The sequence below is a fragment of the Bacteroides sp. AM41-16 genome (genome assembly GCF_003603495.1).
GTDB classification, from domain to species: Bacteria; Bacteroidota; Bacteroidia; order Bacteroidales; family Bacteroidaceae; genus Bacteroides; species Bacteroides uniformis.
Map to the genome: position 1 here is coordinate 35,447 of NZ_QTNE01000009.1, position 25,006 is coordinate 60,452.

At 43.5% G+C, this 25,006-nt stretch carries 22 protein-coding genes and 1 pseudogene; 4 read left to right on the plus strand and 19 right to left on the minus strand.

Annotated elements, in window-relative coordinates; translation table 11 throughout:
• Positions 1 to 15: 15 nt before the first annotated feature.
• The 10 genes and pseudogenes from DW896_RS09865 to DW896_RS09915 all read right to left on the minus strand — a co-directional run bounded on the left by DW896_RS09865 (position 16) and on the right by DW896_RS09915 (position 8,401).
• Positions 16 to 1,440: a polysaccharide pyruvyl transferase family protein gene (locus DW896_RS09865; protein WP_117963194.1), complete on the minus strand. Its 1,425-nt coding sequence runs from the start codon at positions 1,438 to 1,440 to the stop codon at positions 16 to 18.
• 18 nt (positions 1,441 to 1,458) lie between these two features.
• Positions 1,459 to 2,445 (minus strand): acyltransferase, encoded by a 987-nt coding sequence (locus tag DW896_RS09870; protein WP_119993171.1) that lies wholly within the window; start codon positions 2,443 to 2,445, stop codon positions 1,459 to 1,461.
• Between the two features lie 57 nt (positions 2,446 to 2,502).
• Complete coding sequence (locus DW896_RS09875) at positions 2,503 to 2,814, minus strand: hypothetical protein (RefSeq protein WP_117963257.1); 312 nt, start codon at positions 2,812 to 2,814, stop codon at positions 2,503 to 2,505.
• 24 nt (positions 2,815 to 2,838) lie between these two features.
• Positions 2,839 to 3,618, minus strand: coding sequence for a glycosyltransferase family 32 protein (locus tag DW896_RS09880; RefSeq protein ID WP_117963259.1), 780 nt, complete (start codon positions 3,616 to 3,618; stop codon positions 2,839 to 2,841).
• The gene (locus DW896_RS09885; protein WP_119993174.1) at positions 3,608 to 4,501 is read right to left on the minus strand and encodes a phosphorylcholine transferase LicD; all 894 of its coding nucleotides are present in this window, start codon (positions 4,499 to 4,501) and stop codon (positions 3,608 to 3,610) included. The genes DW896_RS09880 and DW896_RS09885 overlap by 11 nt, the downstream gene beginning before the upstream one ends.
• 11 nt (positions 4,502 to 4,512) lie before the next feature.
• Positions 4,513 to 6,324, minus strand: coding sequence for an aminotransferase class I/II-fold pyridoxal phosphate-dependent enzyme (locus DW896_RS09890; RefSeq protein ID WP_117963263.1), 1,812 nt, complete (start codon positions 6,322 to 6,324; stop codon positions 4,513 to 4,515).
• 242 nt (positions 6,325 to 6,566) lie between these two features.
• Positions 6,567 to 6,853, minus strand: a pseudogene (locus tag DW896_RS21670) (IS66 family transposase); the annotation flags it as partial.
• A gap of 93 nt (positions 6,854 to 6,946) precedes the next feature.
• Positions 6,947 to 7,240, minus strand: a complete 294-nt coding sequence (locus DW896_RS09905) for a nucleotidyltransferase family protein (RefSeq protein WP_119993176.1) — start codon at positions 7,238 to 7,240, stop codon at positions 6,947 to 6,949.
• Between the two features lie 67 nt (positions 7,241 to 7,307).
• Entirely contained in the window at positions 7,308 to 7,793 is a 486-nt protein-coding gene (locus DW896_RS09910; protein ID WP_119993178.1) for a UpxZ family transcription anti-terminator antagonist, read from the minus strand.
• Between the two features lie 68 nt (positions 7,794 to 7,861).
• A complete protein-coding gene (locus DW896_RS09915; protein ID WP_117963271.1) occupies positions 7,862 to 8,401 on the minus strand; it encodes a UpxY family transcription antiterminator in 540 nt (179 codons plus the stop codon).
• Between the two features lie 1,396 nt (positions 8,402 to 9,797).
• On the opposite strand from DW896_RS09915, the gene DW896_RS09925 reads away from it, so the two are divergent.
• From DW896_RS09925 to DW896_RS09935, 3 genes are all read left to right on the plus strand, one after another.
• On the plus strand, positions 9,798 to 10,262 hold the full coding sequence (locus DW896_RS09925; protein WP_005831367.1) for a DUF4494 domain-containing protein: 465 nt from the start codon (positions 9,798 to 9,800) through the stop codon (positions 10,260 to 10,262).
• A 79-nt stretch (positions 10,263 to 10,341) separates the two neighbouring features.
• Positions 10,342 to 11,007: a YggS family pyridoxal phosphate-dependent enzyme gene (locus DW896_RS09930; RefSeq protein ID WP_057256432.1), complete on the plus strand. Its 666-nt coding sequence runs from the start codon at positions 10,342 to 10,344 to the stop codon at positions 11,005 to 11,007.
• 18 nt (positions 11,008 to 11,025) lie between these two features.
• Positions 11,026 to 12,003 (plus strand): dihydroorotate dehydrogenase-like protein, encoded by a 978-nt coding sequence (locus DW896_RS09935; RefSeq protein WP_117652580.1) that lies wholly within the window; start codon positions 11,026 to 11,028, stop codon positions 12,001 to 12,003.
• Between the two features lie 94 nt (positions 12,004 to 12,097).
• Here DW896_RS09935 and DW896_RS09940 read toward each other — a convergent pair whose 3' ends face one another.
• Both DW896_RS09940 and DW896_RS09945 read right to left on the minus strand, forming a co-directional pair.
• Positions 12,098 to 14,002, minus strand: coding sequence for a nucleoside-diphosphate sugar epimerase/dehydratase (locus tag DW896_RS09940; RefSeq protein ID WP_005831372.1), 1,905 nt, complete (start codon positions 14,000 to 14,002; stop codon positions 12,098 to 12,100).
• A gap of 185 nt (positions 14,003 to 14,187) precedes the next feature.
• Positions 14,188 to 15,513, minus strand: a complete 1,326-nt coding sequence (locus tag DW896_RS09945; RefSeq protein WP_005832353.1) for a PhoH family protein — start codon at positions 15,511 to 15,513, stop codon at positions 14,188 to 14,190.
• A 168-nt stretch (positions 15,514 to 15,681) separates the two neighbouring features.
• Here DW896_RS09945 and DW896_RS09950 point away from each other — a divergent pair, with 168 nt between their 5' ends.
• Positions 15,682 to 16,935, plus strand: coding sequence for a folylpolyglutamate synthase/dihydrofolate synthase family protein (locus DW896_RS09950; protein ID WP_035448828.1), 1,254 nt, complete (start codon positions 15,682 to 15,684; stop codon positions 16,933 to 16,935).
• On the opposite strand, the gene DW896_RS09955 is transcribed toward DW896_RS09950, so the two are convergent.
• The 7 genes from DW896_RS09955 to dnaN form a co-directional block, all read right to left on the minus strand.
• Positions 16,903 to 17,277 (minus strand): RidA family protein, encoded by a 375-nt coding sequence (locus DW896_RS09955; RefSeq protein ID WP_035448830.1) that lies wholly within the window; start codon positions 17,275 to 17,277, stop codon positions 16,903 to 16,905. The genes DW896_RS09950 and DW896_RS09955 overlap by 33 nt on opposite strands.
• Positions 17,278 to 17,503: 226 nt before the next feature.
• On the minus strand, positions 17,504 to 19,207 hold the full coding sequence (locus DW896_RS09960; RefSeq protein WP_119993180.1) for a tetratricopeptide repeat protein: 1,704 nt from the start codon (positions 19,205 to 19,207) through the stop codon (positions 17,504 to 17,506).
• Positions 19,208 to 19,210: 3 nt separating this feature from the next.
• Positions 19,211 to 19,951 carry a 23S rRNA (guanosine(2251)-2'-O)-methyltransferase RlmB gene (rlmB, locus tag DW896_RS09965; RefSeq protein ID WP_005831382.1) on the minus strand — a complete coding sequence of 247 codons (741 nt, stop codon included), beginning with the start codon at positions 19,949 to 19,951 and terminating at the stop codon, positions 19,211 to 19,213.
• Between the two features lie 28 nt (positions 19,952 to 19,979).
• A complete protein-coding gene (recN, locus tag DW896_RS09970) occupies positions 19,980 to 21,650 on the minus strand; it encodes a DNA repair protein RecN (protein WP_119993183.1) in 1,671 nt (556 codons plus the stop codon).
• A 25-nt stretch (positions 21,651 to 21,675) separates the two neighbouring features.
• Positions 21,676 to 22,905: a bifunctional phosphopantothenoylcysteine decarboxylase/phosphopantothenate--cysteine ligase CoaBC gene (gene coaBC, locus DW896_RS09975; protein ID WP_119993185.1), complete on the minus strand. Its 1,230-nt coding sequence runs from the start codon at positions 22,903 to 22,905 to the stop codon at positions 21,676 to 21,678.
• Positions 22,906 to 23,676, minus strand: a complete 771-nt coding sequence (locus tag DW896_RS09980; RefSeq protein WP_005831385.1) for a 3'-5' exonuclease — start codon at positions 23,674 to 23,676, stop codon at positions 22,906 to 22,908. It abuts the gene before it with no gap.
• Between the two features lie 138 nt (positions 23,677 to 23,814).
• On the minus strand, positions 23,815 to 24,939 hold the full coding sequence (gene dnaN, locus DW896_RS09985; RefSeq protein ID WP_005831387.1) for a DNA polymerase III subunit beta: 1,125 nt from the start codon (positions 24,937 to 24,939) through the stop codon (positions 23,815 to 23,817).
• Positions 24,940 to 25,006: the final 67 nt, after the last annotated feature.

The following is a 25,006-nucleotide window of genomic DNA, read 5'->3' on the forward strand; positions in this document are numbered from 1 at the left end:
TATCATATTTCCAAATCATAAATGCGCTATTTTTTTTAATTTGTGTAATATGTAGAACGGTCTGTAATACTTCGCAAAAACATGTTTATCTTGTATCTGCAAATCTTCTAGGAGCTTGCTGTAGAATAAAGGTTGTCTTCCATTTTGAAGTATTGTATATTGCAGATTTTTGCACCTGTAACATTTAGGAACAAGTGAGAACTGACATGTTATCATAAATTCTCTATACTTTTTGCATCGAACAGTTAAGAGATAATGATTGAATAAATCTGTATGTATTCCTTTACAAGGAGTAGAAATATCACATAATTCCATTCTGTTTTCTGAATATCCTGGCAATCTATCCAACGCAGAAGCTAAGTAAGCTAAAGATTCCCCTCTTTGCTTGTTTAGGATAGTATCTACTTTAGAATAATCAATATGTTGATTAAAGGAATCAACACCTCTGTAAATGCCTCCTGTTATCTGCAACCGCTCAAACAAATCGGTGATTCGCTTATATTGAGTGTTTCCGTTTCCACCTAACTGTTTTTGAAAAGTTATCAACTGTCGATGGAAAATAATCGATAGTACTGCCACATGGAAAGAGTCTGTAAAAACAAACTCTGCATTATGTATGCAAAAAAGCATCTGTTCAGGAGTCAGTTCATCAGTATTTGCAAATGAAGTATCCTCTGTTTGAGTACAATGCAAAACTATAGGCTTCAATCTTTTTGCATTGGCTGCTTCAATAGATATCTTAATGTTTTTCTGATTATTTGCCAGAAAAAAAATCAGAGCATACTTACCTTCTGTGACAAATGGTTCTTCTAACTTCTGCCAATGTTCAGAATCAAGCATTATAACTGGATCAAACACATTGTACACATCTTTTCTTCCTATAAGGTTACGTACAATTTCGCATCCTGTTCTTTCTCGAATAGAAAGACTTGCAAAACGACTAATTTGATACGCCATCTGTCTAGCTACTTCTCGATCTGCAATCTTAGATACACCGAGACTTGGAGCATAAGAAATCAGCTTGCGTGCATTGATTACAAAGTCTAGAAAGAAACGCCCATCATACCAATTTGGTCCCCAAATCTGGTCACTACCACACACAAATCCATCATACAAATTATTAAGTTCTGCAAAATCCTGATTGTAATGGCACTCTTTGGTATAAGCAAATTTATTTGTATAGAAAGAGCCAAAAGTTTCTTTCCTAAATTCAAACACTCGCCTTTTCTTTTGAAAAATATTTCTACATAGAGATATAAATTTTGATGAAATGACAGCAGAAATATCAGGTACATTCATAGGTGCGCTATTCAGCCTATGATAGTCAATCAAATCCACCTTATAGCCTTGTTGTTCTATAAGCGTTTTCAAAGCATAAGCCTGATATGCTGTTCCATAGTTCTCAGCATGGTGCCAAGTCATTAATGCGATTTTTTTCATTTATGATAGTCAGGTAAACTAACGTCCAAATATAATTTTATGAAGGGTGTGACATTCTTTTATTAAATTTCCAAATAACAAGGACAATAATATTATCAGAGCTGTAGGTATCGTTATAATAATAATATCAAGTACAAGACTATTATCGTTAGTAAACGATTGTACAAACCAAAGTGGTGTATTGATTATTAAAAAATAATGGAACACATAAATATATAATGAATTCCTACCTAAATAACCTAATGTGTTTGTTACAACATTGTGAGTATCCTCCAATCGATACATAATTGCTATGCACAAGTATAGATAAGATAGACTTAATAAAAAGCCGTATCCTGCAATGTTCAATCCCGTTCTGACAAGAATCATTTTACAAAATACTACAATTAGTGCTGCCGTAAGAAACAGCTCTGATTCAAACAATTTGTCTGTATAATCACACTTCTTCACAATCGTTGCTACAGCAAAGTATGGATAGTATGTACATAAATGGCCTATGCCAACAATCCCTCCTATTGCTGTATTTCCCCATAGTTCATTAATACTATAAAGACAAAGATATGTGAAAATTGTCAAAAGCACATCGAATGTTAGTTTATTGCCTTTTTTCTCGTGTTGCACTAAAAGTTTTAAGCTATGTAGTATAAACAATTCAAAAAGAGTAAGAAGAAACCAATAACCGCTTTTCATTGAACTGGTCAATAAAGTTTCAATTCCTTTTCCATTTGCAATTGTCAATGCGCCTCCAATTATTAAGAATGGAACAAGTAGCTGCCTAAACTTCTTGTATGAAAATGACATAACTTCTTTAAAATTTTGAGATTGGTTTGAAACCAAAATTCCACTCAAAAAGATAAACAGTGGCATATGAAATGATTGCAAGAGAATGAAGATGGGGTGAGTATATGCCATACTATTGTTTTTACCACAAATACAATGATAAACTACATGTCCTATAACAACAAAAATAATAGCTATACCCTTGCTATTATCTATGAATGCCAAACGGGGAGGCTATCTCTCCTAAATTCGTTGTACTCTTAAACTTCATACCTGACTTTATTAACAATCAACTATTTTGTTAAATATTTGACTATATTTGAAGATCTTAGAAATTGCGCATGCAAATCCATTAGTTCTTGTTGCACTTATAAAAACTGCTATCAGCTCTCCAGATTTTTTACTGACAATTTTTCTACATAGAGATATAAATTTTGATGAAACGATAGCAGAAATATTAGGCACATTCATAGGCGCGCCATTCAGCCTATGATAGTCAATCAAATCCATCTTGTAGCCTTGTTGTTCTATAAGCGTTTTCAAGGCATAAGCCCGATATGCTGTTCCATAGTTCTCAGCATGGTGCCAAGTCATTAATGCGATTTTTTCATTTACAAATTATCTACGAAGTACTGAAAAAGTTTTCTTCAATGCAGTCAACAAGCCATCTTTAAACAAATAATTGATGAAAGCATCAACGTACAAGCCTAGTTTTTCTCCCAATATCTTCACCAGTCTTCTACGCCTAATTAATTCAGCTTTTACATCATCTGACAACCAAGAGGCATCAGCATAATGAATACAGAAAAGTTCTGGATACTTTGTAATCTTGCCCGTATTGGCATCTGTAGAATAAAAGTATTGTTTAGGATAAATAGCAGTTCCATCTGCCAGCTCTTGATACTGATAATTCTCAATTAAACCATACTTCTCTTTCAAGATCCTTAATGCCGGAACGTCCAAAGGAGTTGTATCGTATGTTCCATCTAGCTTTATGAAAGAACGCTTGTGATAATCATCAAGCATATCCGCAATAAAGTCCGTTTTAGCTTCGGAACCAAAAACAGGCAAAGTCAAACCGTCTGTAGCAAAGCCAAAGAATGCTTTATGCTTTCGCAGAGGTTCAAAAGACCGCACCATTTCCATATCCGTATCAAGATAAATGCCACCCTCATTATATAATACATAAAATCTAACATAATCTGCAACAAAAGCCCATTTTTTCTGCAAATATGCTTCTGCTACATATCTACAAGAATTAATATCAAAATTATGTTCATTCCACTCTTTTATTGCATATTCGGGACAAAATTTTTTCCAAGACTCTATATATTTTTTTGTGCTTTCAGGTAATGGATTTTCCCCAAACCACATATAATGAATAATTTTAGGTATCATTTTTCATAGTTTTTTTAACATAATAATCTTGACGTTCTCTTATCTGATATATTTGAGTATAAAACTCTGTAAATCTATTTTCAATAGGGAGATACGACATATAATCTTCAAATAGAATAGACAAATATTCGTCATAACCTGAAGGTATTGGAAATAATTCGCCATTAATTTCGATATCAATACTCTTCTCAAAAATTCTTGATGGATATACTTCAAATTCTTTATCTCCCCAATTAGCCTCAAAGCAATATGACATAAAATAAGAACTTTTCAAAATATCACAATAATTGAATATTTGCGCTTCCTTATACACAATGTACCTCTCTGGTATTACCTTATATTGCAATCTATATAATTTTAATAAACTCCTTTTTATTTTTGAGCAACTGAAATCACCATTTGTATGTTGATGTGCATATTTTTGAATTCTAAAATTAGACCATTTTCTTGCTAATTTCAATAATGGTACTCGTTTTTCTTTCGTTTCAGGACAGCCTACAAGAAAAAAGACATCCACATGAATTGACATATATGTATATCCTTTCTTACAAATACGTAAACATTCTGCGGGATAATTCGGCATAATATCAGTATATACATAATAATAATTTTCTGATAGATTAGTCTTCAAAATCTGAAGCAAACGATCTCTATCTGATATTTTAATATGTATATCTACATCATAATCCCAAGGTATTGCCCCACGATCGCGAATAGCTCCCAACAATGTCCCATAAGCAAGATAATATGTTAATCCATTTTCACGAAACAATCTATTTATATAAGATAAAATATCCCATGTTTCGCTCTGATATTCAAAGAATTCATTATATATATCACTTATATATTTTTTCACTTCTACCAGAAACTCTTTTTTATCCATTATATAGTAAATTAAAGAGTTTTAAGAATGCTTATCAGTTTTAAATTATCCTCTCTTCCACGAATAGCCAAACGGACTAAATTACGTCCATTCATATTATTTTTCCGTCCGCAATCACTAACAATAACGTCATGCTCAATTAATTTTTGAACTAACTCTGTAGAGGTATATTTATCTATCACTTCACACAAAAAATAATTAGCTTGTGACGGGACAACATATAAGTAAGGAATTTTACATAATTCATAATAAAAGGACTCGCGTTCTACAACAAAATTCCGACAAGCCTTAATATAATCCTTCTCGTATTTACCAAAAATCTGCAAATAAAATTCAGCAAAAGAATTGATATTCCAAATAGGAACCTCTTTCTTCATACGTGCAATCAATTCTGTATTGGAAGTAGCAAATACTCCCAAACGTAGTCCAGGTACCCCATAAGATTTACTAATAGATTTCATCACCATCATATGAGGATTAGCCTCTAGTATTTCATTTGAGAGCAAGCTATTACTCACACCATCTGTAGTAAAATCAACAAAGCTTTCATCTACAATCAAATGAGTTTCTTGTTCTTTACACCATTGAGCTAAACGGAGAATATCAGACTTAGAAATAAAATTACCTGATGGATTATCTGGATTTATCAACAATAATAGTGCAATATGCTTATCTGCATAAAAAGCCATCAAGTCATCCGCTGTATAAGCAAAATCTTTGTTCTGTGGGACATAACCTACAATTTGTTCTGATTTCAATCTATTAGGATATTCATCAAATGTTGGATAAATGATTCCCACTTTATCGCTCACATAATCTTCCATTATAATCTTAATGAGTTCTGCCGCACCATTACCTAATACTATATAATCCTGTTTAATACCAAAATATTTACCTGCTAACAATGAGTTTACATACATTCCTGATGGATATCCAGCTAGTAAAACATCAAAGTTGGCTCGTAATTCATCCTTCATACGTTTAGTTGGGAAAAAAGGATTCACTAAATAACAATAGTCTAATAGTTGTGGAAAACGCCAAAATCCGCCATACCTTTTATGATACTTTTCATATTTCATTTTCTTCTCAGAAAAAATAACAGAAGCAATATCCAAGTCCTGCACATCATCTATCTCATACCACTTTTGTCCATTCAACGTCAAAGCCTTAAAATTACAATTATCTAATAGCGTAACAACACGCAGCACTTGTTCATAATATTCATTATTACCCAGTGACTTAGTGTAAGCTTCCAAAAATGGCACATAAGTATTAATAGAAAAATCTCTACTAAACTTATAAATATTCACAGTTTTATAATAGCTATCTATATGTTCATATTTGAATGCTTCCTTGGGTACAAAATTCACTATATTGTTCTCTTCATCAATATGAACCATTGTTCCATCCATCCAAGCCTCGTACTTATCAACTAAGGCAACATTAGGATTAGAATCATCAAGAATCATTGAAAATAGCGAATCATCAAAAATAAGATCACTTTCAATCAAAAGAGTATCATCTTCCACCAACTTTCGTTTAGCCAAAGCTAATGAATAAATATTATTAGTCTGCTGATAAATTGGATTATTTATATACTCTATTTTCAATTTTGTATCGTATCGTTTACCGATATATTCTTGCAATTTTTCCCCCTCGTATCCTACAACAATTACCACACGAGCCAAATTAACTGAACATAATTGCGTAAGTAAACGATCAATCAATGAAATTCCATTCACTGTCACCATACATTTTGTATTACCTTTGGTAAGTTCCCCCAATCGCTTACCCATACCAGCTGCTAAAATAATTGCTTGCATAGTCAAATTTTCAAATTATATTATAATTCTTTTAGAGAATAGATTAGTAAACAGTCAACACTCACTTTAGAGCATCTACCTTTGAAAGAGCACATAAATGTGCCCTAAGCCGAGTTTTGTAATTAATTAGTTTGAATTTAACATTGGCTTGTAGCCAAAGGATTTTGCCAGGAACCATGTTAACATAGTCCCTGCAACCGTTAAAGATATTTTTGAAAAAAATTTCGATGTAGTTCCAATAACCCCCACTTGGGATTTTTACCCGGTTCCGCATAATGAACTATCTCGTAACGCTCCTCTACAAGAAGGGTACGTAAGCTAACTTCTTGAGATTAATTATGACCGATCGAATCAAGACGAAGCGTATCATCATAATCATCTTTCTCTTTTTGTCAATCAGAATCACTTTTGTCACCCTTAGTTTTTACCTTTTGTCGTCTATCACCAAAACGCTCTTGATTGGCGTAATCAAGCTTCTTGAAGAGACTTTATCACGTTCTGCCGATTTGCGGAGCTTACGTTCTTCAGAAGATAGCTTAAATTCGCAGCGAAGGTAATAATTTCAGTTTTGAACCTTTTTTTGAGTACTTACAAAAGTTCTAGAATCCGATATTTATCCTCCTCACACATATCTCAAATTTTTCTGAACAGATTGCAGCAAATAAGTGCCATCTAACTGTTTACACTTTCGTAACAAATCTACACTGCAACCCAGCATAGTTTCCAGTTCCGATTTCAAACGGCCTAAAGTAAAAAGCCCCATAGGATCCGCTTCAAAATAAACATCAATCTCACTTGTTTCTTTTTGTTCGCTACGAGCAACAGAACCAAATATTCCCAGCCGCATAATATGATACTGCATCAAATAAGCCTTACCGTTACGCAATATATGCAAATATTCCTCCGTTGTCTTCATAATTATAAACTTTTTAATGAGACAAATGTAACTAATTCAACGCAAACAACATATATTCTTCCAATTTTTATTCCTCAACTTCCTCAAACGGATACGGATTCTCCTCAATATTCCTTAACTCCTTCACCGCCTCTACCTGTTCCGTAATCATAGCCTCCTTATCCCAACTATCTACAATAGTATGAGCCTCCTGAAGCAAAGACTCTTCATAAACCTCGCCATACGTATAAGCCAACAAGCGGACTTTGAGCAAAGAAGCCGGAAGCCGACCCAAAAGCTCACAAGCACGATTCAAGGCAATCTGTTTCTTTTGCTCCTTATCACCATTATCATAAATAGTAGCATTATACCCCATCAAGAGAGCCAAACATACATTAGCCTCCTCTTCGGTACCAGAACCTTGAACGGGGAAAAGGGAATCGGACAGAACAAGCACTTCCTTGTTCAATCGACAGAACGTATCGGAATAGACGGGAGTACCGTCCATGCCAAAACACATCAGCTCATGAGCAATACGCTGCAGCTCAAGAGCACGGGAAAGTAAAGAATTCATCTTCTTATTTGATTTTATATTTATAGACAGATGGAGGGAACCTCCTACAAGCTCAGGACGACAAAGACCTATTTATCTTTTATGATTTTCAAGTAGGATTTGGGGACTTTGATACTTGCAGTCAAAAGGTCCTTAATACGGATGACGACGTATGTTTTATTGGCTTCGATGGCAACCTCACCTTCAATACCGCTGAGTTCGCCTTTGATAACTTTTACTTTATGCCCAACAGTAAGAATTTCGCTATCAAGGCTGACACCGTCAGGATTCAGATCCATTACGAACATAAAGTCCTCCATTTGCTTATCCGGTACCACTAGCATGGAATGCGTAGAAAAGTCCTTCATATAAAAAAGGGGGACATTATAGATGTTGGATATATCGCAGGCTGTCTGCTTGGTGGAATGAACAAATACCAGATTGCGGATTACCGGAACTTCACTGCGTTTACGACGATACTTCAATTGAGAAATGACAAAACGCGTAGGGAGATAATAGTCAAGATCTAAATCCTCTTCCGATTTAAGTCGGTCCAGAGATTTCCGGACTGTAAATTCCTGCTTGTCACGGGTGCGGGCTGCAAACCAATATTTCTGTTGTTCAGTCACTTAGAAATTTTCTTTCGAATGAATCAGCTCAGTTCCGGGTGCGCTTCGCGGTTTGAACGAGACATTTTCCCACTCAAACCGTATTGTACACTTTTGCAATAATAATAAGCTATTAAAGAAGATATTAGACTCATAGAAGTGTCCAATAAACGTTCGTTTAATAAACGTCTATTTTTAAGAAAATAAGTAGAGGTATAAAAGTTAAAAAGGAACAGAACTTTAAGATGTTAAATATTAGACGTACAATGCTGCAATTCAATATATTAATATAAAACAAAAATCACTTTGGGAATATTTTTATTAAACATTTTGTTAGTTCAAAAAATACGGCTTATCTTTGCGTCCATTAAACGAACGTTTAAAAAACACCTCATCATTTCCAATATATCATTCTACATTCCAATATCTTACCCTCATAAATGCATTATTGAAGTTTCGCAAAGATGCCTGCTGATAAATGGGAATTTATCGCACAAAACGCAAGTGAAATAAAAGCCCACTTCCATAATCTATGGAGAGAGAGTGCAAGCCCGTGAATTTCTATTTAAAACACAAGCATTCCTTTGCTTTTCACCCTTTGTTTGTCCACTGTTGCATAGGGAATTAATAACGCCTAACGGCTATGAACAGCTCTGCTTATGGCCATCAAACGATTGCTTCATGGCCGTTAGCAGAGCTGTTCATAGCCGTTAGGCGTCACTAACTCCAAGGCTTTTACAGATGAAGTACGTAGCCCGCGCCTATTGCGCACAAGGTGCAAACGTATTGTACAGCAACTTAAAAGACATCAGACTCCACTATTCATAGTCGGGCAAACTCGAAAATGCAGGAAAACTACACTGACCGATTTATGTAACCCACGCGCGGTATTATATTAAAGAACAATAAGTTACGACAAAACTCAGACGTTTTCGGCAGGTGGAAGCAAATTTTGCTTCCACCTTTTCAGGTTGCTTCCACCGCAGAGTAAATGCCGATGGATAGGGAGATGCAGGAGGTGGGTGGAAGTGTGGAAGCAAAACAGATGCAAATTTATGTTTCAGCAACACGCCTCAAGTTTTAAAAAAGATGTAGTACAAAGGCATAAAACATAATAAGTGTTACAAATACACATTTTATGCCCCGACACTCTTGCAAATGTCGAAAAAGTCCGTACCTTTGCAATGTGTTTTTCATAGTATTAGATTTAAGGTTAACAAAGGTTGGAGTACAGCGGTACTCCTTTTTTTATGCCCATACGTACCGTCCCGGTTCTCCAATAAATTTTTCACGTAAAATGCAAGGCAACTTTTTATATCCATTTAGTTTTTGGCTATCTTTGCACTGCTTTCGGCGGGCATAGGCACGCATAAAGCAACTTAACTAACAATAAATCAATAATTAAAAACAGAAAATTATGGCAATGCATACATGGTTTGAATGTAAGATCCGTTACGAGAAAACAATGGAAAATGGAATGAACAAGAAGGTGACCGAACCGTACCTGGTGGATGCCCTCAGTTTTACGGAAGCGGAAGCACGCATCATCGAAGAGATGACGCCGTTCATTTCGGGAGAGTTCACCGTATCGGACATCAAACGTGCCAACTATAGCGAATTGTTCCCCAGCGAAGAGGAAGCTGCCGACCGCTGGTTTAAATGTAAACTGGTTTTCATCACACTGGACGAGAAAAGCGGTGCGGAAAAGAAAACCTCTACCCAGGTATTGGTGCAGGCTGCCGACCTGCGTGATGCAGTGAAGAAACTGGATGAGGGCATGAAAGGCACAATGGCCGACTATCAGATAGCATCTGTAGCGGAAACCGCCATTATGGATGTATATCCGTACAGTGCAGAGCCCGACGACAAACCGGAAGTTTAATTTAAGTGATGAGTTATAAGTTATGAATTATTATTGCGAGCCATAACTTATAACTCATAACTCATAACTCAAAAAAACGATGATTGCAGAGAATTTAAAACAAGTACTGAGCGAACTGCCTGAAAAGGTACGGCTGGTGGCTGTTTCCAAATTTCACCCCAACGAGGCGATAGAAGAAGCGTATCGTGCCGGCCAGCGTGTGTTCGGAGAAAGTAAGGTGCAGGAAATGACTGCCAAATACGAAAGTCTACCCAAAGACATAGAATGGCATTTCATCGGGCATCTGCAAACAAACAAAATAAAATATATCGTTCCTTACGTAGCGCTGATTCATGGCATAGACTCCTACAAGCTGTTGGCCGAAGTGGACAAGCAGGCTGCCAAAGCCGGAAAAACCGTCAACTGCCTACTGCAGTTGCACATTGCCCGGGAAGAGACCAAGTTTGGATTCAGCTTTGACGAATGCCGGGAAATGCTGGCAGCCGGTGAATGGAGAGAGCTCAAGCATATCCGGATATGCGGATTGATGGGCATGGCCACAAATACGGACAATGACGAACAAATCAAAACAGAGTTTTGTTCTTTAAATAGCTTCTTCAATGAAGTGAAAGCCAAGTGGTTTGCCGATGCAGAGTCATTCCGGGAACTGTCCATGGGGATGTCTCACGACTATCACGAGGCCATTGCAGCCGGGAGCACCTTGATACGTGTAGGAAGCAAGATTTTTGGAGAAAGAAACTATTAACCATAAAAAATCATTATCATGGCAACATTAGAAACTACTTTTGCAGGGCTGAAACTCAGAAACCCCATTATCGTCAGCAGCTCCGGACTGACAGACAGCGCCGCCAAGAATCAGAAACTATCTGAGGCCGGCGCAGGTGCCATTGTGCTAAAATCACTCTTTGAAGAGCAAATCATGATGGAGGCTGACTGGATGGGAGACCCGAACATGTACCCCGAAGGCAGTGACTACCTTGTAGGATATATCCGCGAACATAAGCTGGGTGAATATCTGAACCTGATTAAGGAAAGCAAAAAGGTTTGCAATATCCCCATCATAGCCAGCATCAACTGCTATCAGAATGCCGACTGGGTGGAATTTGCCGCCAAAATAGAAGAAGCCGGCGCAGACGCACTGGAAATCAATATCCTTGCACTGCAGACGGATGTACAATATGCTTACGGCAGTTTCGAGCAACGCCACATCGACATTCTGAGCCACATCAAGAAGACGGTCAAGATACCCGTCATCATGAAGCTGGGTGACAACCTGACCAATCCGATAGCTCTGATAGACCAGCTGTATGCCAACGGTGCCGCCGCAGTAGTGCTGTTCAACCGCTTCTACCAGCCGGACATCAACATTGAGAAAATGATACAAGTATCCGGCAACGTATTCAGCAATGAAGCCGATTTGTCCAAAGCCCTGCGCTGGATAGGCATCGCTTCGGCAGCCGTAAACAAACTCGATTATGCTGCTTCCGGTGGTATCCACTCGCCCGAAGGCGTTGTCAAGGCAATATTAGCAGGTGCTTCGGCCGTAGAGATATGCAGTGTGCTTTATCAGAATTCAGCTACCATCATTGAAGAATACATCCGCTTCCTCAACTTGTGGATGGACCGCAAAGGTATGGAAACCATCAGCCAGTTCAAAGGTATTCTGAACGTAAACGACCCGAAGGGAGTCAATACTTTCGAACGTACACAGTTCTTGAAATACTTCTCTTCACATGAATGAGACAAAAGGCTGACAAGAAGACAATAAAATTGAAAGGGTGATAACACTACAATGACGTTATCACCCTTTCATTTTATACTATACCGCTATCTTTTTATTTCTTCTTATCCAGCGCCTCAAAGCAGGAATTCTTGCTCACGAATTCCGGAACAATATCCTTCATGGCAGCAACAATTTTCATCTGGTCATAGGTGTAACTTACATCAATCAGCTTCTGGATACGCTCCTTCACCTCGTCATAGTCATACTCACGCACCGTGGCAATCATAATCTTCTCATGATAGGTGGGCTTTGTAAGCTCCTTCACATTCAAGAGTTCCTCGTAGAGCTTCTCGCCATGACGGAGACCGGTAAATTCAATCTTCACATCCGTACGTCCGGAAAGGCTGATCATACGCTTGGCAAGGTCCACAATCTTCACCGGCTTACCCATGTCGAAGATATAGATTTCACCGCCGTTGCCCATACTGCCGGCCTCAAGAACAAGGCGGCAAGCTTCGGGAATGGTCATGAAGTAACGGATTATCTCAGGATGGGTCACTGTCACCGGGCCGCCACGCTGAATCTGGTCGCGGAAACGGGGAATGACAGAACCGTTGGAACCCAGCACATTGCCGAAACGCGTAGTGATGAACTGAGTGGCATGGCCTCCCTCCTTCTGCAACTTCTTCGCAAGAGACTGCACATAAATCTCGCAAATACGCTTGGAACAGCCCATCACGTTTGTAGGGTTAACAGCCTTGTCCGTAGAAATCATCACAAACTTCTCGGCACCGTATTTCACGGCAAGATCGGCAACGGTGCGCGTGCCGAATACGTTCACCTGGATGGACTCGGAAACGTTGTCCTCCATCATCGGCACATGCTTGTAGGCGGCCGCATGGAAAATATACTGGGGCTTGAACTCCCTGAAGATATCCTCCATGCGCGTGGCATTGGAGATGTCGGCTATGATGGTCTCAGCATCGATGTCGCGCCAACGGTCCTGAAGTTCCAGACGGATGTCGTGCAGAGGAGTCTCGGCCTGGTCCACTAAAATAAGCTTATAGGGATTGAACGAAGCCACCTGGCGCATGATTTCGCTGCCGATGGAGCCGGCGGCGCCTGTAATCATCACACGCTTGCCCTCCAGATGAGAGGCAACCTTATGGATATCTATCTCGATAGGATTGCGCTGAAGCAGGTCCTCAATCTGAATTTCCTTCAACTGTGTGCGGCTCAGCGCCTGACCGTTCCACTCGCTCAAAGGAGGCGCGGTCATCAGTTTGATGTTGTGCACCAGCAGGCGGTCAGCCATGTCGGACTTCTTCAGTTCCTCCATCTTGGCAGGAGAAATGATGATGGTCTGCACATCGCGGTCGTTCAGCACATCAATCAGCGTATCATCGTTGGGGAACACCCTGACACCCATCATCACCTTGTTGATAAGCTCAGGTTCGTCCGCAATGAATCCGCGCAGACGGTAGTGGTTGCGCAGATTGACACGCAATGCCTTGGCAATGTTGACCCCGGCTTCCTTGGCACCGTAAATAAACACATTGGCACTGTGGGTGCCGTCGAAGTTCAGCGCCTCGAAGAAAGTCTTGACAATCACACGGGAGCATGCCATCATGGCAAAGCTGATGATATAGGACATGAACAGCACGCTGACCGGAGCCAGGTTAAACTCCAAATAGCTTTCCGTCAGGACGCTCGTTATCATCAGCAGTGCATACGACACCGTCAATGACACAAAAATGCGCATGATATCCACAAAGGAGGAAAAGCGCAACACATTGGAATACGTACGGAAAACACGGAAGAAAATCAAGTTGACAACAACCGTCCATAAAATGGTCTTGTCAATGGTAGAGGATTCCAAAAAAATGCTTCTGAAATCATATCGGAGAGCATAGGCCAACAGACTGGATATGACGATGATAAATACGTCAATTAATAGAATAGTCCATATCGGAAGCACTTTCGCGGAAAGATACCGATGAAAAAAATTTCGCTTCATTTTGCTTGACAGTTTTGTTTTAGGCGAGGCAAAGATACACTATTTTAGTCAAAACGGGCAAAAAATCGATAAAAAAATGTTATAATAATTATCTATCCTCTATAAAGAAACCATCCCGCCTTCCCCTGTTTTAGCAGCCGGAAAGCGGGATAGAAATAGTTTTACCCCGGAAAATGCGATATCCGCTACATCAGATTACTTGCCAACTCGCTCAACTGGCTACGTTCTCCTTTCACCAGATTGACATGGGCAAACAAGTTCTGGTCCCTCATACGGTCTATCATATAGACAAGTCCATTGGACTGACTGTCCAGATAGGGTTGGTCTATCTGCTGAATATCACCGGTAAACACCATTTTCGTGCCCTCACCGGCACGGGTGATGATGGTCTTAATCTCATGTGGAGTCAGGTTCTGGGCTTCATCAATAATACAGTAGGTTTCGCTCAAGCTGCGCCCGCGGATAAAGGCCAATGCCTCGATGACCAATTGTTCACTTTTTTGCATATCCTCCAAGCGTTTCACTTCAGAGGAATTGGCAGCGAACTGATGCTTGATTACATTCAAATTATCAAACAAAGGCTGCATGTAAGGAGCCACTTTCTCATTGGCATCACCGGGAAGGAATCCAAGGTCCTTATTGGATAGGGCTACGATGGGACGTGCCAGAAGAATCTGCTTGTAGTCGGTAAGTTTTCCCAATGCAGCGGCCAGTGCCAGCAGGGTCTTGCCGGTTCCCGCCTTACCAGTCAGGGCAACCAGCTTGATGTTCGGGTCATTCAGCACCTCAAAAGCAAAGCTCTGCTCAGCATTGCGCGGTTCAATGCCATAGTTCTTTGTCTTGTTGACCCGGCAAATCGAATGGGTAAAGGGATTATAACGTGCAAGCACACTGCTGCGGTCACTCTTCAGCACAAAGCATTCATTAGGACGAATGATGTCCTTAAAATCAAACTCGTTGATGTCCAGTCCTTCTTTGGAAGAATAAATGCGGTCTATCAGCGCAGGGTCAATACCCTCGAACACTTCATTCGACTTTTCGAATATATCCACATTGATTACCTTATCATTGATGTAGTCTTCGCACAGCAGACCGATGGAACGCGCCTTCATGCGCAGATTCACGTCTTTCGTGACAAGGATGGTTTTCATTTTAGGCTTTTTGGTGGAAAGCCAGTCCACTACCGACAGAATCTGATGGTCGGGGATGCGTTCGGGAAAGGAATCACGTACCCGGGGAGAGTCCACCATGCCTGCCACCACAAACAGACGGCCCAAGCCCTCTCCCAATGGCGCCCCTTTGGTGAACAGATTGTCATCGGTAATCAAATCTAGCTCACGGACGAACTCACGCGCATTGAAATTAATCTGCTCATTACCTTTCTTGAATTTGTCCAGTTCTTCAAGGACTACGATGGGAAGATAAATGTCATTCTCTTGAAAATTCTTCAAACAATTATAATCGTGAAGAATCACATTCGTATCAATCACAAAATTTTTCTTAGCTCCCATACACGTTAGATTTAAATTGTTAATACCTTTGCATAAGCTTAAGATAAGCTACACTGCAAGCAATTTCAAGCAAGCTTGATTGCGTTCGGTCTGCATTATCTTTGTCGCTTTTAAAGATAACAAATTAATAGGGAGAAAGGATTGCTTCTCCGTTAAATATTATAAAAGATGGATTATCAGGACACTTTAACTTACTTATATAACAGTGTGCCCATGTTTCAGCAAGTGGGCGGCTCAGCATACAAGGAAGGATTGGAAAACACTCTGACCCTGGACGCACACTTCGAACATCCCCACCGCAGTTTCCGCAGCATTCATGTGGCCGGTACCAATGGAAAGGGCTCCTGCTCGCATACGCTTGCCGCCATACTGCAAGAGGCAGGATACAGGGTCGGGCTCTATACCTCGCCCCATCTGGTGGATTTCCGGGAGCGCATCCGGATTAATGGACAGCCTATACCCGAGGAATACGTCATCCGTTTTGTAGAGCAGGAACGTGGCTTCTTCGAACCCCTCCATCCCTCTTTCTTTGAGCTGACCACTGCCATGGCCTTCCGCTACTTTGCCGATGAGAAGGTGGATGTAGCCGTAATCGAGGTGGGACTAGGCGGACGCCTGGACTGTACCAATATCATCCGTCCGGATGTATGCATCATCACCAACATCAGTTTTGACCATACCCAATTCCTGGGGGACACCTTAGCAAAAATCGCAGGAGAGAAGGCAGGAATCATCAAAAGCGGTATCCCCGTTGTAATCGGCGAGACCACTCCCGAAACGAAACCGGTATTTCTGGAAAAAGCACAGACAACGGGTGCTCCCATCTACTTTGCCGAGGAGAATGACCGTGAAGACTATCCCGGAATAGAATACGAACTGAAAGGACTCTACCAGCAGAAAAATGCCCGGACCATCCTCACCGCCCTCCCGCTACTGAAAGAAGCCGGCTACCGGCTGGACGGACAAGCAGTGCGCAGTGGCTTTGCCCGTGTGGTGGAACTGACGGGCTTGATGGGACGCTGGCAAAAACTGCAGGACTCGCCCACCCTGATTTGTGACACCGGCCACAATGTGGGAGGCATCACCTACATTACAGAACAACTGAAACAGCAGGCTTACCGCCAGCTACACATCATCATAGGCATGGTGAATGACAAGGATATACGGGGGGTACTGGCCCTGCTGCCCCGGGAAGCGACCTACTACTTCACCAAAGCCAGCGTGAAGCGAGCATTGCCCGAAAGCGAACTACAGGAGCTTGCCGAAGCAGCAGGTCTGGAAGGACATTGCTATCCTGATGTACCTGCCGCCGTGCGGGCTGCACAAGAAAAAAGCCTCCCGGAAGATTTCATCTTCGTGGGAGGCAGCAGTTTCATTGTGGCCGACTTGTTAGCGAACCGCGATGCACTCAATCTCTACTAAGGCATCTTTGGGCAGCGCCTTCACTGCCACAGCCGAACGTGCCGGGAAAGCACCGTCAAAATAAGTGGCATATACCTTGTTCATATCAGCGAACAAGGACATGTCTGCCAGGAAAACGGTTGTCTTCACAATATTCGCCATGCTCAGACCTGCCTCTTCCAGGATATGCTTTATATTCTCCAAGGACTGGCGGGCTTGCGCTTCCGCACCTTCAGCCATCACTCCGGTAGCTGCGTCAATAGGCAACTGACCTGATACAAATACCATTCCGCCGGCTTCGATAGCCTGGCTATAAGGGCCTATGGCGCCCGGTGCCTTCTGGCTGCAAATCACTTTCTTCATGATTGTCAAAGTTTGTTTTTATTAATAATCGAGTCTATTTTCCTTTTTTGAAATAAAAAAATCCGAAGTATATGCAGTATTCCGGAAATCCACGCATTTTATAAATAAAACAACGTAATTTCACTCATAACCTGTTATACCTAGACTTAACTCATTTAACACGGGGGAGTTCCCCAAAACAGAGGCTCTGCTTGCGAAAGCAGAGCCTTTATTCTATCCCATCCCTTTACTTGCAATGCTTCTCAATCAAAGCATCCACATTGGGGTCACCCAATTCCTTTGCCTTGGCAAAGCTGGCACAAGCTTCCTTATCCTTCTTCATCTGCAGCTGGGCGATACCCATCAGACGATAGGCCTCGGCATAGTTAGGGTCTTTCTCCAAGGCAGTCTTCAGCACATTCAACGCCTCCTCGTAACGTCCCACGCGAAGATTCACCACTGCCAGTTCGGCACGGTAGGTCAAATCCTCCGGATTCAGTTCGATGGCCTTCGCCATATCGTCCAGCGCACGCTGGTACTGCTTGGCCTTCAAGGCAGCCTGCTCACGGTAATAGTAGAACATGTCGTTCACTTTACCGTTCACGGCATTGTAATAGGCGTCATAATCCAACATGGCATTACGCGCCTGGTCTGCATTCATGCGGGCTTGGGCACGCTCCAGCAAGTAAGGGGCAGCTTCCTCCGTATAGGGCTGGGTAAAGCGGGCCACACAGCTGTCCATCAGAGCCAGTACCTCTTCGGCAGGCGCCTGCATCAATTCCTTGGTCTTGGCGGCACTGAAGAAGGTAGCCGGAGAGGCCAGAATGGTCTTGTTCACTTTATCATAGCTGGTAAATGCCGACGGATAGTCCTGCTTGGCAAACTGGATGTCACCCTCCAATTGGACATAAACCGGAAGCTCGTCAATGGCTATCGCTTTCCGTACCTCGCCCAGAGCTTTGTCGAGCGACCAATCCTTATAAACTTTCTCGGGCTTGCCCAATGCATAATTATAGATTATCTTGGCCCGGTTGTAATACACATCATCTTTCTTTGCAGCAACCTCCAAAGCCTTATCCATATCTGCGGCAACCTTATCCATGGAAACATCTTCACGGGACATGAACAGATGCTGGGAAGCACGGCGCAGATAACCGTCGGCACTGGCAGGATATTGTGCAATGAAATCATTCAGAGTCTCCATATACTTCTCCGGAGACAGTTGGGAAGAAGCCATGTAGAGGAATACCAAAGCCTGCTCTTCGGTATCGGGCAATGCCTTCTTGATACCGATGCCCTTCAATGACATATCTCCATAAGACAATGCGGAGATATTCTGCGACATGGCGAAATTGGCATCAATAGCATAGCAGATGGTAGCCGTGTCTTGTCCGGAGGACTTCTGCGCAAGGCCGAAGACCTGCCCGTCCACAGTCATCAGCGGACAACTCACCATCTTGTCCTTCAGACGCATATCGAGCGTATAATAGGAATAGTTGCCGGAAATCTTATCAGCTTCCTTTACTTTCCCGGCAGTGTAGGAACGGTCTTTCTGGGTGGAATAAGGCAGCAGATATACATCCGCACCGGCAGCCGGAGCCACAGCAGCCAAAGTGAGTGCCGTGACTTTCTTTCCGGGGATACCGACACGGAACTTGACAACATCGTACATGTCATCGGCCCCCATAATGGCCTCCACCGGCATCTGTGTCCCGTCCGAGCTCATCACAACGGCGCGCTGGGCACCTTTGAACAAGGTGTAGTCAGAAAGCGCAACGCCATCTTCAGTGACAAAAAAGCCGTTTCCAGTATTCAGTATCTTATCGTTCTGGTCGTAGGTCACCACCGAAAAAACGGCACGTTTGGCTTTGTCTACCCACTTCGGGGCTTGTGCCACACTCCACTGAGCCAATAAACAGAGAGTGAGCATCAACAGCAATTTCTTTTTCATATCTTAGTTGGTTCTTTGTTTTACCGCTTCATAAATCAAAATGCCGGCTGCAACGGAAACATTGAGGGACTCGATGGTTCCCAACATGGGAATCTTCACCCACTCGTCACACAACGCCAGGTTGTCATAGGACACCCCCTTGTCTTCGGCACCCATAATGATGCACATCGGACCGGTATAGTCGGCTTTGGTATAGTCGTAATCGCCTTTCTCCGTGGCTGCCACGATATGGAAACCACTATTCTTGAGGAATTGCAGGGTCTCTTTCAAGCTGTGTTCGCGGCAAACGGGCAAAGTGTGCAAGGCTCCTGCCGAGGTTTTCATGGCGTCTGCGTTGACTGATACACTGTTCCGTGCAGGGATAATCACGGCATCTACCGCCGCACACTCGCAAGTACGGGCAATGGCACCGAAATTGCGGACATCCGTGATGCCGTCGAGCATCACAAACAGAGGATTCTTGCCCTGCTCGAAAAGGAAAGGTACCAAGTCCTCCGTCTTCTGGTAAGTGACTGAAGAGATGAAGGCAATTACTCCCTGGTGATTCTTCCGCGTCACGCGGTTGATGCGTTCCACCGGAACGCGCTGTACCGGTATCAAAGTCCCTTTCAAGACAGCGAACAGCTCTTTTGACAAATCACTCTGAATGTCCTTCTTTACCAATATCTTGTCTATCTCTTTTCCTGCCTGAATGGCTTCTATCACGGCACGAACGCCGAAAATCATTTCACTGTTATCAACCATATATGGGTATTTACTATTTGACGATTTACTATTTACTATTTGATACTTCCAGCAATGCTCTGGCATTGTTCAGTGCGGCTTCGGTCAGCTTAGCACCACTCAGCATATGGGCTATTTCTTCCACACGTTCATCGTCGGTCAGACGACGGATGTGACTGTTTGTTTCCGTCTCGTTGTCCTGCTTGTACACCTTATAATGGGCGCATCCGCGGGCAGCAATCTGGGGCAGATGGGTGATACTGATTACCTGGCGGTCCTGCTCGCCCATCTCCTGCATGATATCCGCCATGCGGTCGGCTATCTCGCCGGAGACTCCGGTATCTATTTCGTCGAATACAATGGTAGGAAGCTTGACGGCACCGGCTATCATTGCTTTGATGGAGAGCATGACGCGGGCTATTTCACCACCCGAAGCAACGGAGGAGACGCTTTGCAATGCCCCGTTCTTATTCGCGGAAAACAAGAAGTTCACAGTATCCGCCCCGTGTATGCCCGGCTCTTTGCGGGCACCTATCTCTACCTGGAAACGGACATTGGGCATGCCCAACGGAACCAGCCGCGCAGCCATCTGCTTCTCCACTTCACGGGCAGCGGCAGTACGCGCCTTGGTGAGGACGGCAGCCTGCTTTTTCACCTTATTATATAAAGCGTCGCAACGCGCTTTCAGTTCCTCGATGTGCTCGTCGGACGAAGTGATAGCGGAGAGTTTGGCGGCGTATTCATCCGTCAACGCCAGAAGTTCACCGACAGTGGAAACGCGGTGCTTCTGTTGGAGCGTATAAATCAAGTTCAGACGTTCGTTCACTTCATCCAGACGTTCGGGGTTGAACTCTATTTCATCCTCCTTACCCGACACTTCCTGCGAAATATCCTTCAACTCGATATAAGTGCTTTCCATGCGTTCGGCAAGTTCCCCGGCAACCGGATAAACCCTCTGCAGGCCGAGCATCGTATTCAGGCATTCCTTCAGCCCGGACAACAAGCCTCCTTCGTCCGAGTAGAGCGTCTGCCCTACCCGATAGAGTCCGGCCTTTATCTCTTCCGCATGGCTCAGCGTATCTGCCTCTTGCTCCAGCTCCTCCTGCTCACCGGCAGACAAGTGTGCCTCTTCCAACTGTTCCAGTTGGAAACGGATATAGTCTTCGTCCGACTTATCCTGATTGGCACGGGCAACAAGGGCCTCCAAATCCTGCTGTGCCTGCTTCCATGCTCCGAAGATATGCTGGTAAGCAGACAAGGCCTCTTCGTTATGCGACAAGATGTCCAGTACATTCAACTGAAATCCTTCCTTGTTCAGCAATAGGTTCTGATGCTGGGAATGCACGTCAATCAGCTGTTCTCCCAACTCCTTCATCTGAACCAATGAAGCAGGCGTGTCATTGATGAATGCCCGGCTCTTGCCCGAAGCGGACACCTCGCGGCGCAGGATGCATTCTTCCTCGTACTCCAACTCATTCTCCTCAAAGAAAGGCTGCATACCGTAAGCGGAAATATCAAAACGGGCCTCGATAATGCACTTCGAAGCTCCTACACGAATGGCTTTCACATCGGCACGCTGTCCCAGCAGCAGACCGATGGCACCCAGAATAATGGATTTTCCAGCACCGGTCTCACCCGTTATCACCGAGAAACCGCTGCTGAAGCTGATATCGAGCTTTTCAATAAGCGCATAATTCTGTATGTAAAGCGAACGCAACATAAGGATATTGACGATTTACGATTTACTATTTACTATTTAAATCTTTCACCAGACGGTCTACGATGTCGGCAGCCACTTCGGCTTTGGACTTCAAGGGGTAGTCCGTCTTTCCCTGGTGGTCTATGATACTGATTTTATTGGTATCGCAACGAAAACCGGCTCCCTTGTCGTTCAGGGAGTTCAGCACGATGAAGTCCAGATTCTTGCGGTTGAGCTTGTCTTCCGCATTCATCTGCTCGTTATGAGTCTCAAGGGCAAAGCCTATGAGGAGGCGCCGTTGGTGCTCTGTATCGTTCTTCAGATTGCCTAAGAAAGCGGCTATGTCGCGGGTAGGTTTCAAGTTCAAACTCATCTCCCCGGTCTTTTCGCGCTTGATTTTCTCATCCGCCACTTGTTCGGGGGTGTAGTCTGCCACGGCAGCCGTCAAGATGGCGGCATCGGCATGGACAAAGGCGGCGGATGCAACCTCGAACATCTCCTGCGCCGACTCTACCGCATGGTACTGGTGCATCGGGAAGTAAGTGCCTTGCTGCACCGGACCGGCAATCAGTATCACCTTGGCCCCTCTGGCGGTACATTCATCTGCCAGGGCAAGTCCCATCTTGCCGGAAGAATAGTTGCCGATGAAGCGCACCGGGTCTATCTTCTCATAAGTAGGTCCTGCGGTTATCATCACTGTCTTGCCCACCAGGTCGCCCTCTTTGGCAGCAAAGTACATTTCCAGATGGCGGATGATATTCTCCGGCTCCTCCATACGGCCTTTCCCCACCAGATGACTGGCGAGTTCTCCCGTAGCAGGTTCTATGATGTGGTTTCCATAAGAGCGGAGTGTATCCAGATTCTTTTGGGTGGAAGGATGAGCATACATGTCCAGGTCCATGGCAGGCGCCACAAACACCGGAGCTTTGGCGGAGAGATAGGTGGTAATCAGCATATTGTCTGCCACGCCATTCGCCATCTTGCCGATGGTGGAAGCCGTAGCCGGAGCTATCAGCATGGCATCTGCCCACAGACCGAGGTCCACATGGCTGTTCCAGGTGCCATCGCGTTGGGCAAAGAACTCACTGATAACCGGTTTGCTGGTCAGGGCAGAGAGCGTGATAGGGGTAATAAATTCTTTTCCGGCAGGCGTAATGACCACCTGCACCTCTGCACCACGCTTAATCAGTCCGCGAATAATATAGCATGCTTTATAGGCGGCAATGCTGCCCGTAATGCCCAATACTATTTTCTTCCCTTTCAGTATATTTGCCATTTATTTCTGAGTCATTTCACGCAGACGTATCTTGGTCAGCGTGGCTTTGGTATTCAGGGTAAAATCACTGTTCAGAATCCAGCTGTAATAGCCGGGGTCGCGCTTCAAGACATCGGATACCGACATGCCTTTGTACTTGCCAAAATTGAATACTTCCACACCTTTATCGTCGTAGACCATACGGCCGGCAAAGTCCACATTCTTGTTGAAGCTGGAATAGTCGGCAAGGAAAGCCACGTCATTCTGCAACTCCGGATAGCGGTCCAACTGAGACATCAGCACCTCGTAAGTGGCACGTGTATCAGCCTCTGCCGTATGGGCGTCTTCCAGATTCTTGCCGCAATAGAATTTATAGGCAGCAGACAGCGTGCGTTGCTCCATCTTGTGGAAAATGACCTGCACGTCCACAAACTTGCGGCGGCTCATGTCAATGTCCACACCGGCACGAAGGAACTCTTCCGCCAGGACGGGGATATCAAAACGGTTGGAGTTGAAGCCCGCCAAGTCGCATCCTTCAATGTCATTGGCAATGTTGCGCGCCACTTCCTTGAATGTGGGGCAGTCGGCTATATCGGCATCGTAGATGCCATGAACGGCAGATGCTTCGGCAGGAATGGGCATTTCGGGGTTGATACGCATGGTTTTGGACTCCTCATTCCCGTTGGGATATACCTTGAGGTAACAAATTTCGACAATTCGGTCTGAGTTGATATTGGTACCCGTAGTCTCCAAATCAAAAAAGACTATCGGATTTTTCAGATTCAATTTCATTGTTTTTTCGTTTTATAAGCTCTGGCTATGAGCTATAAATTATAAGTTTAACTTACAAGCCACGAGCTACAAGTACCGTGCGGCATAATTGCGCAGCCACTTGTAGCTCGTAGCTCATAATCCGATTGCTAATATTCATCAGTCATTCAGCATCATCGGCATCAGCAGCATCAGCAAGTCTTCGTTCTCTTCCTGCTCTACCGGAATAATGACACCTGCACGTGAAGGATCTGCCAGTTCGATAACGATTTCATCGGCAGAAATGTTATTCAGAATGTCAATCAGGAAAGTGGACTTGAAACCGATGCTCATCGGATTGCCCGCATATTGGCAAACCAGTGTTTCTTCGGCCGATGTAGAGAAGTCGATGTCCTGTGCGGAGATGACAATCAGATTCTCCTGCATACGGAGCTTGATAAGGCTGCTTGCCTGCGAAGAGAAGATGGACACGCGGCGCAAAGCACCGAGCAGTTGCAGGCGGTCTACCGTCACTTTATAAGGGTTGTTCTGCGGAATCACAGAGTTGTAGTTGGGATAGCGACCTTCGATAAGACGGCACACCATGCGGTAGCTTTCCAGTGTGAACACAGCGTTGCGTTCGTCGAACTCGATAGTCACCATGCCTTGCTCTTTCGGCAGCAGATTCTTCATCAGCGAAGCCGGCTTCTTGGGCAGGATAAAGGCGGCACGTTCGTTACCTTTGGCGGCCAGTGTCTTGCAGCGCACCAGCTTATGACCGTCTGATGCCACCATCGTGATGTCCTCCGTTGTGATATCGAAATAGATACCGTTCATCACGGGACGAAGCTCGTCATCAGCCGTAGCAAACACGGCACGGTTGATACCACCCAGCAACACTTGTGCATCCATTTCCACACGTACGGCATTGTCACCCAACATGGCAGACTGCGGGAACTCGTCCGCATTCTGCCCCATCAGGCTGTATTTACCGTTCTGATACTGTACCGTGATTTCAAGGGAATCCGTATTGATTTCAAAAGTCAACGGTTGTTCGGGAATTTCCTTCAAAGCGTCCAAAAGGGTTTTGGCTGTGACGGCAAAACGGCCGTCCATATCACTTTCATTCACTTCGACCGTAGTGACCATCGTCGTTTCACTGTCGGAAACAGTTGCAGACAAGGTTCCGTCTTGCAGTTCAAAGAGGAAACAATCCAAAATAGGCAACGCATTCTTCGAATTAATCACACGGCTGATAGCCTGCAAATGACTGGAGAGCGCAGTACTCGAAACGATAAATTTCATATCTTCTGTATATTTAAGTTTTTTATTTTGCTAACGTCTTAGAAACCGTTTTTATCTTTTTCAAACT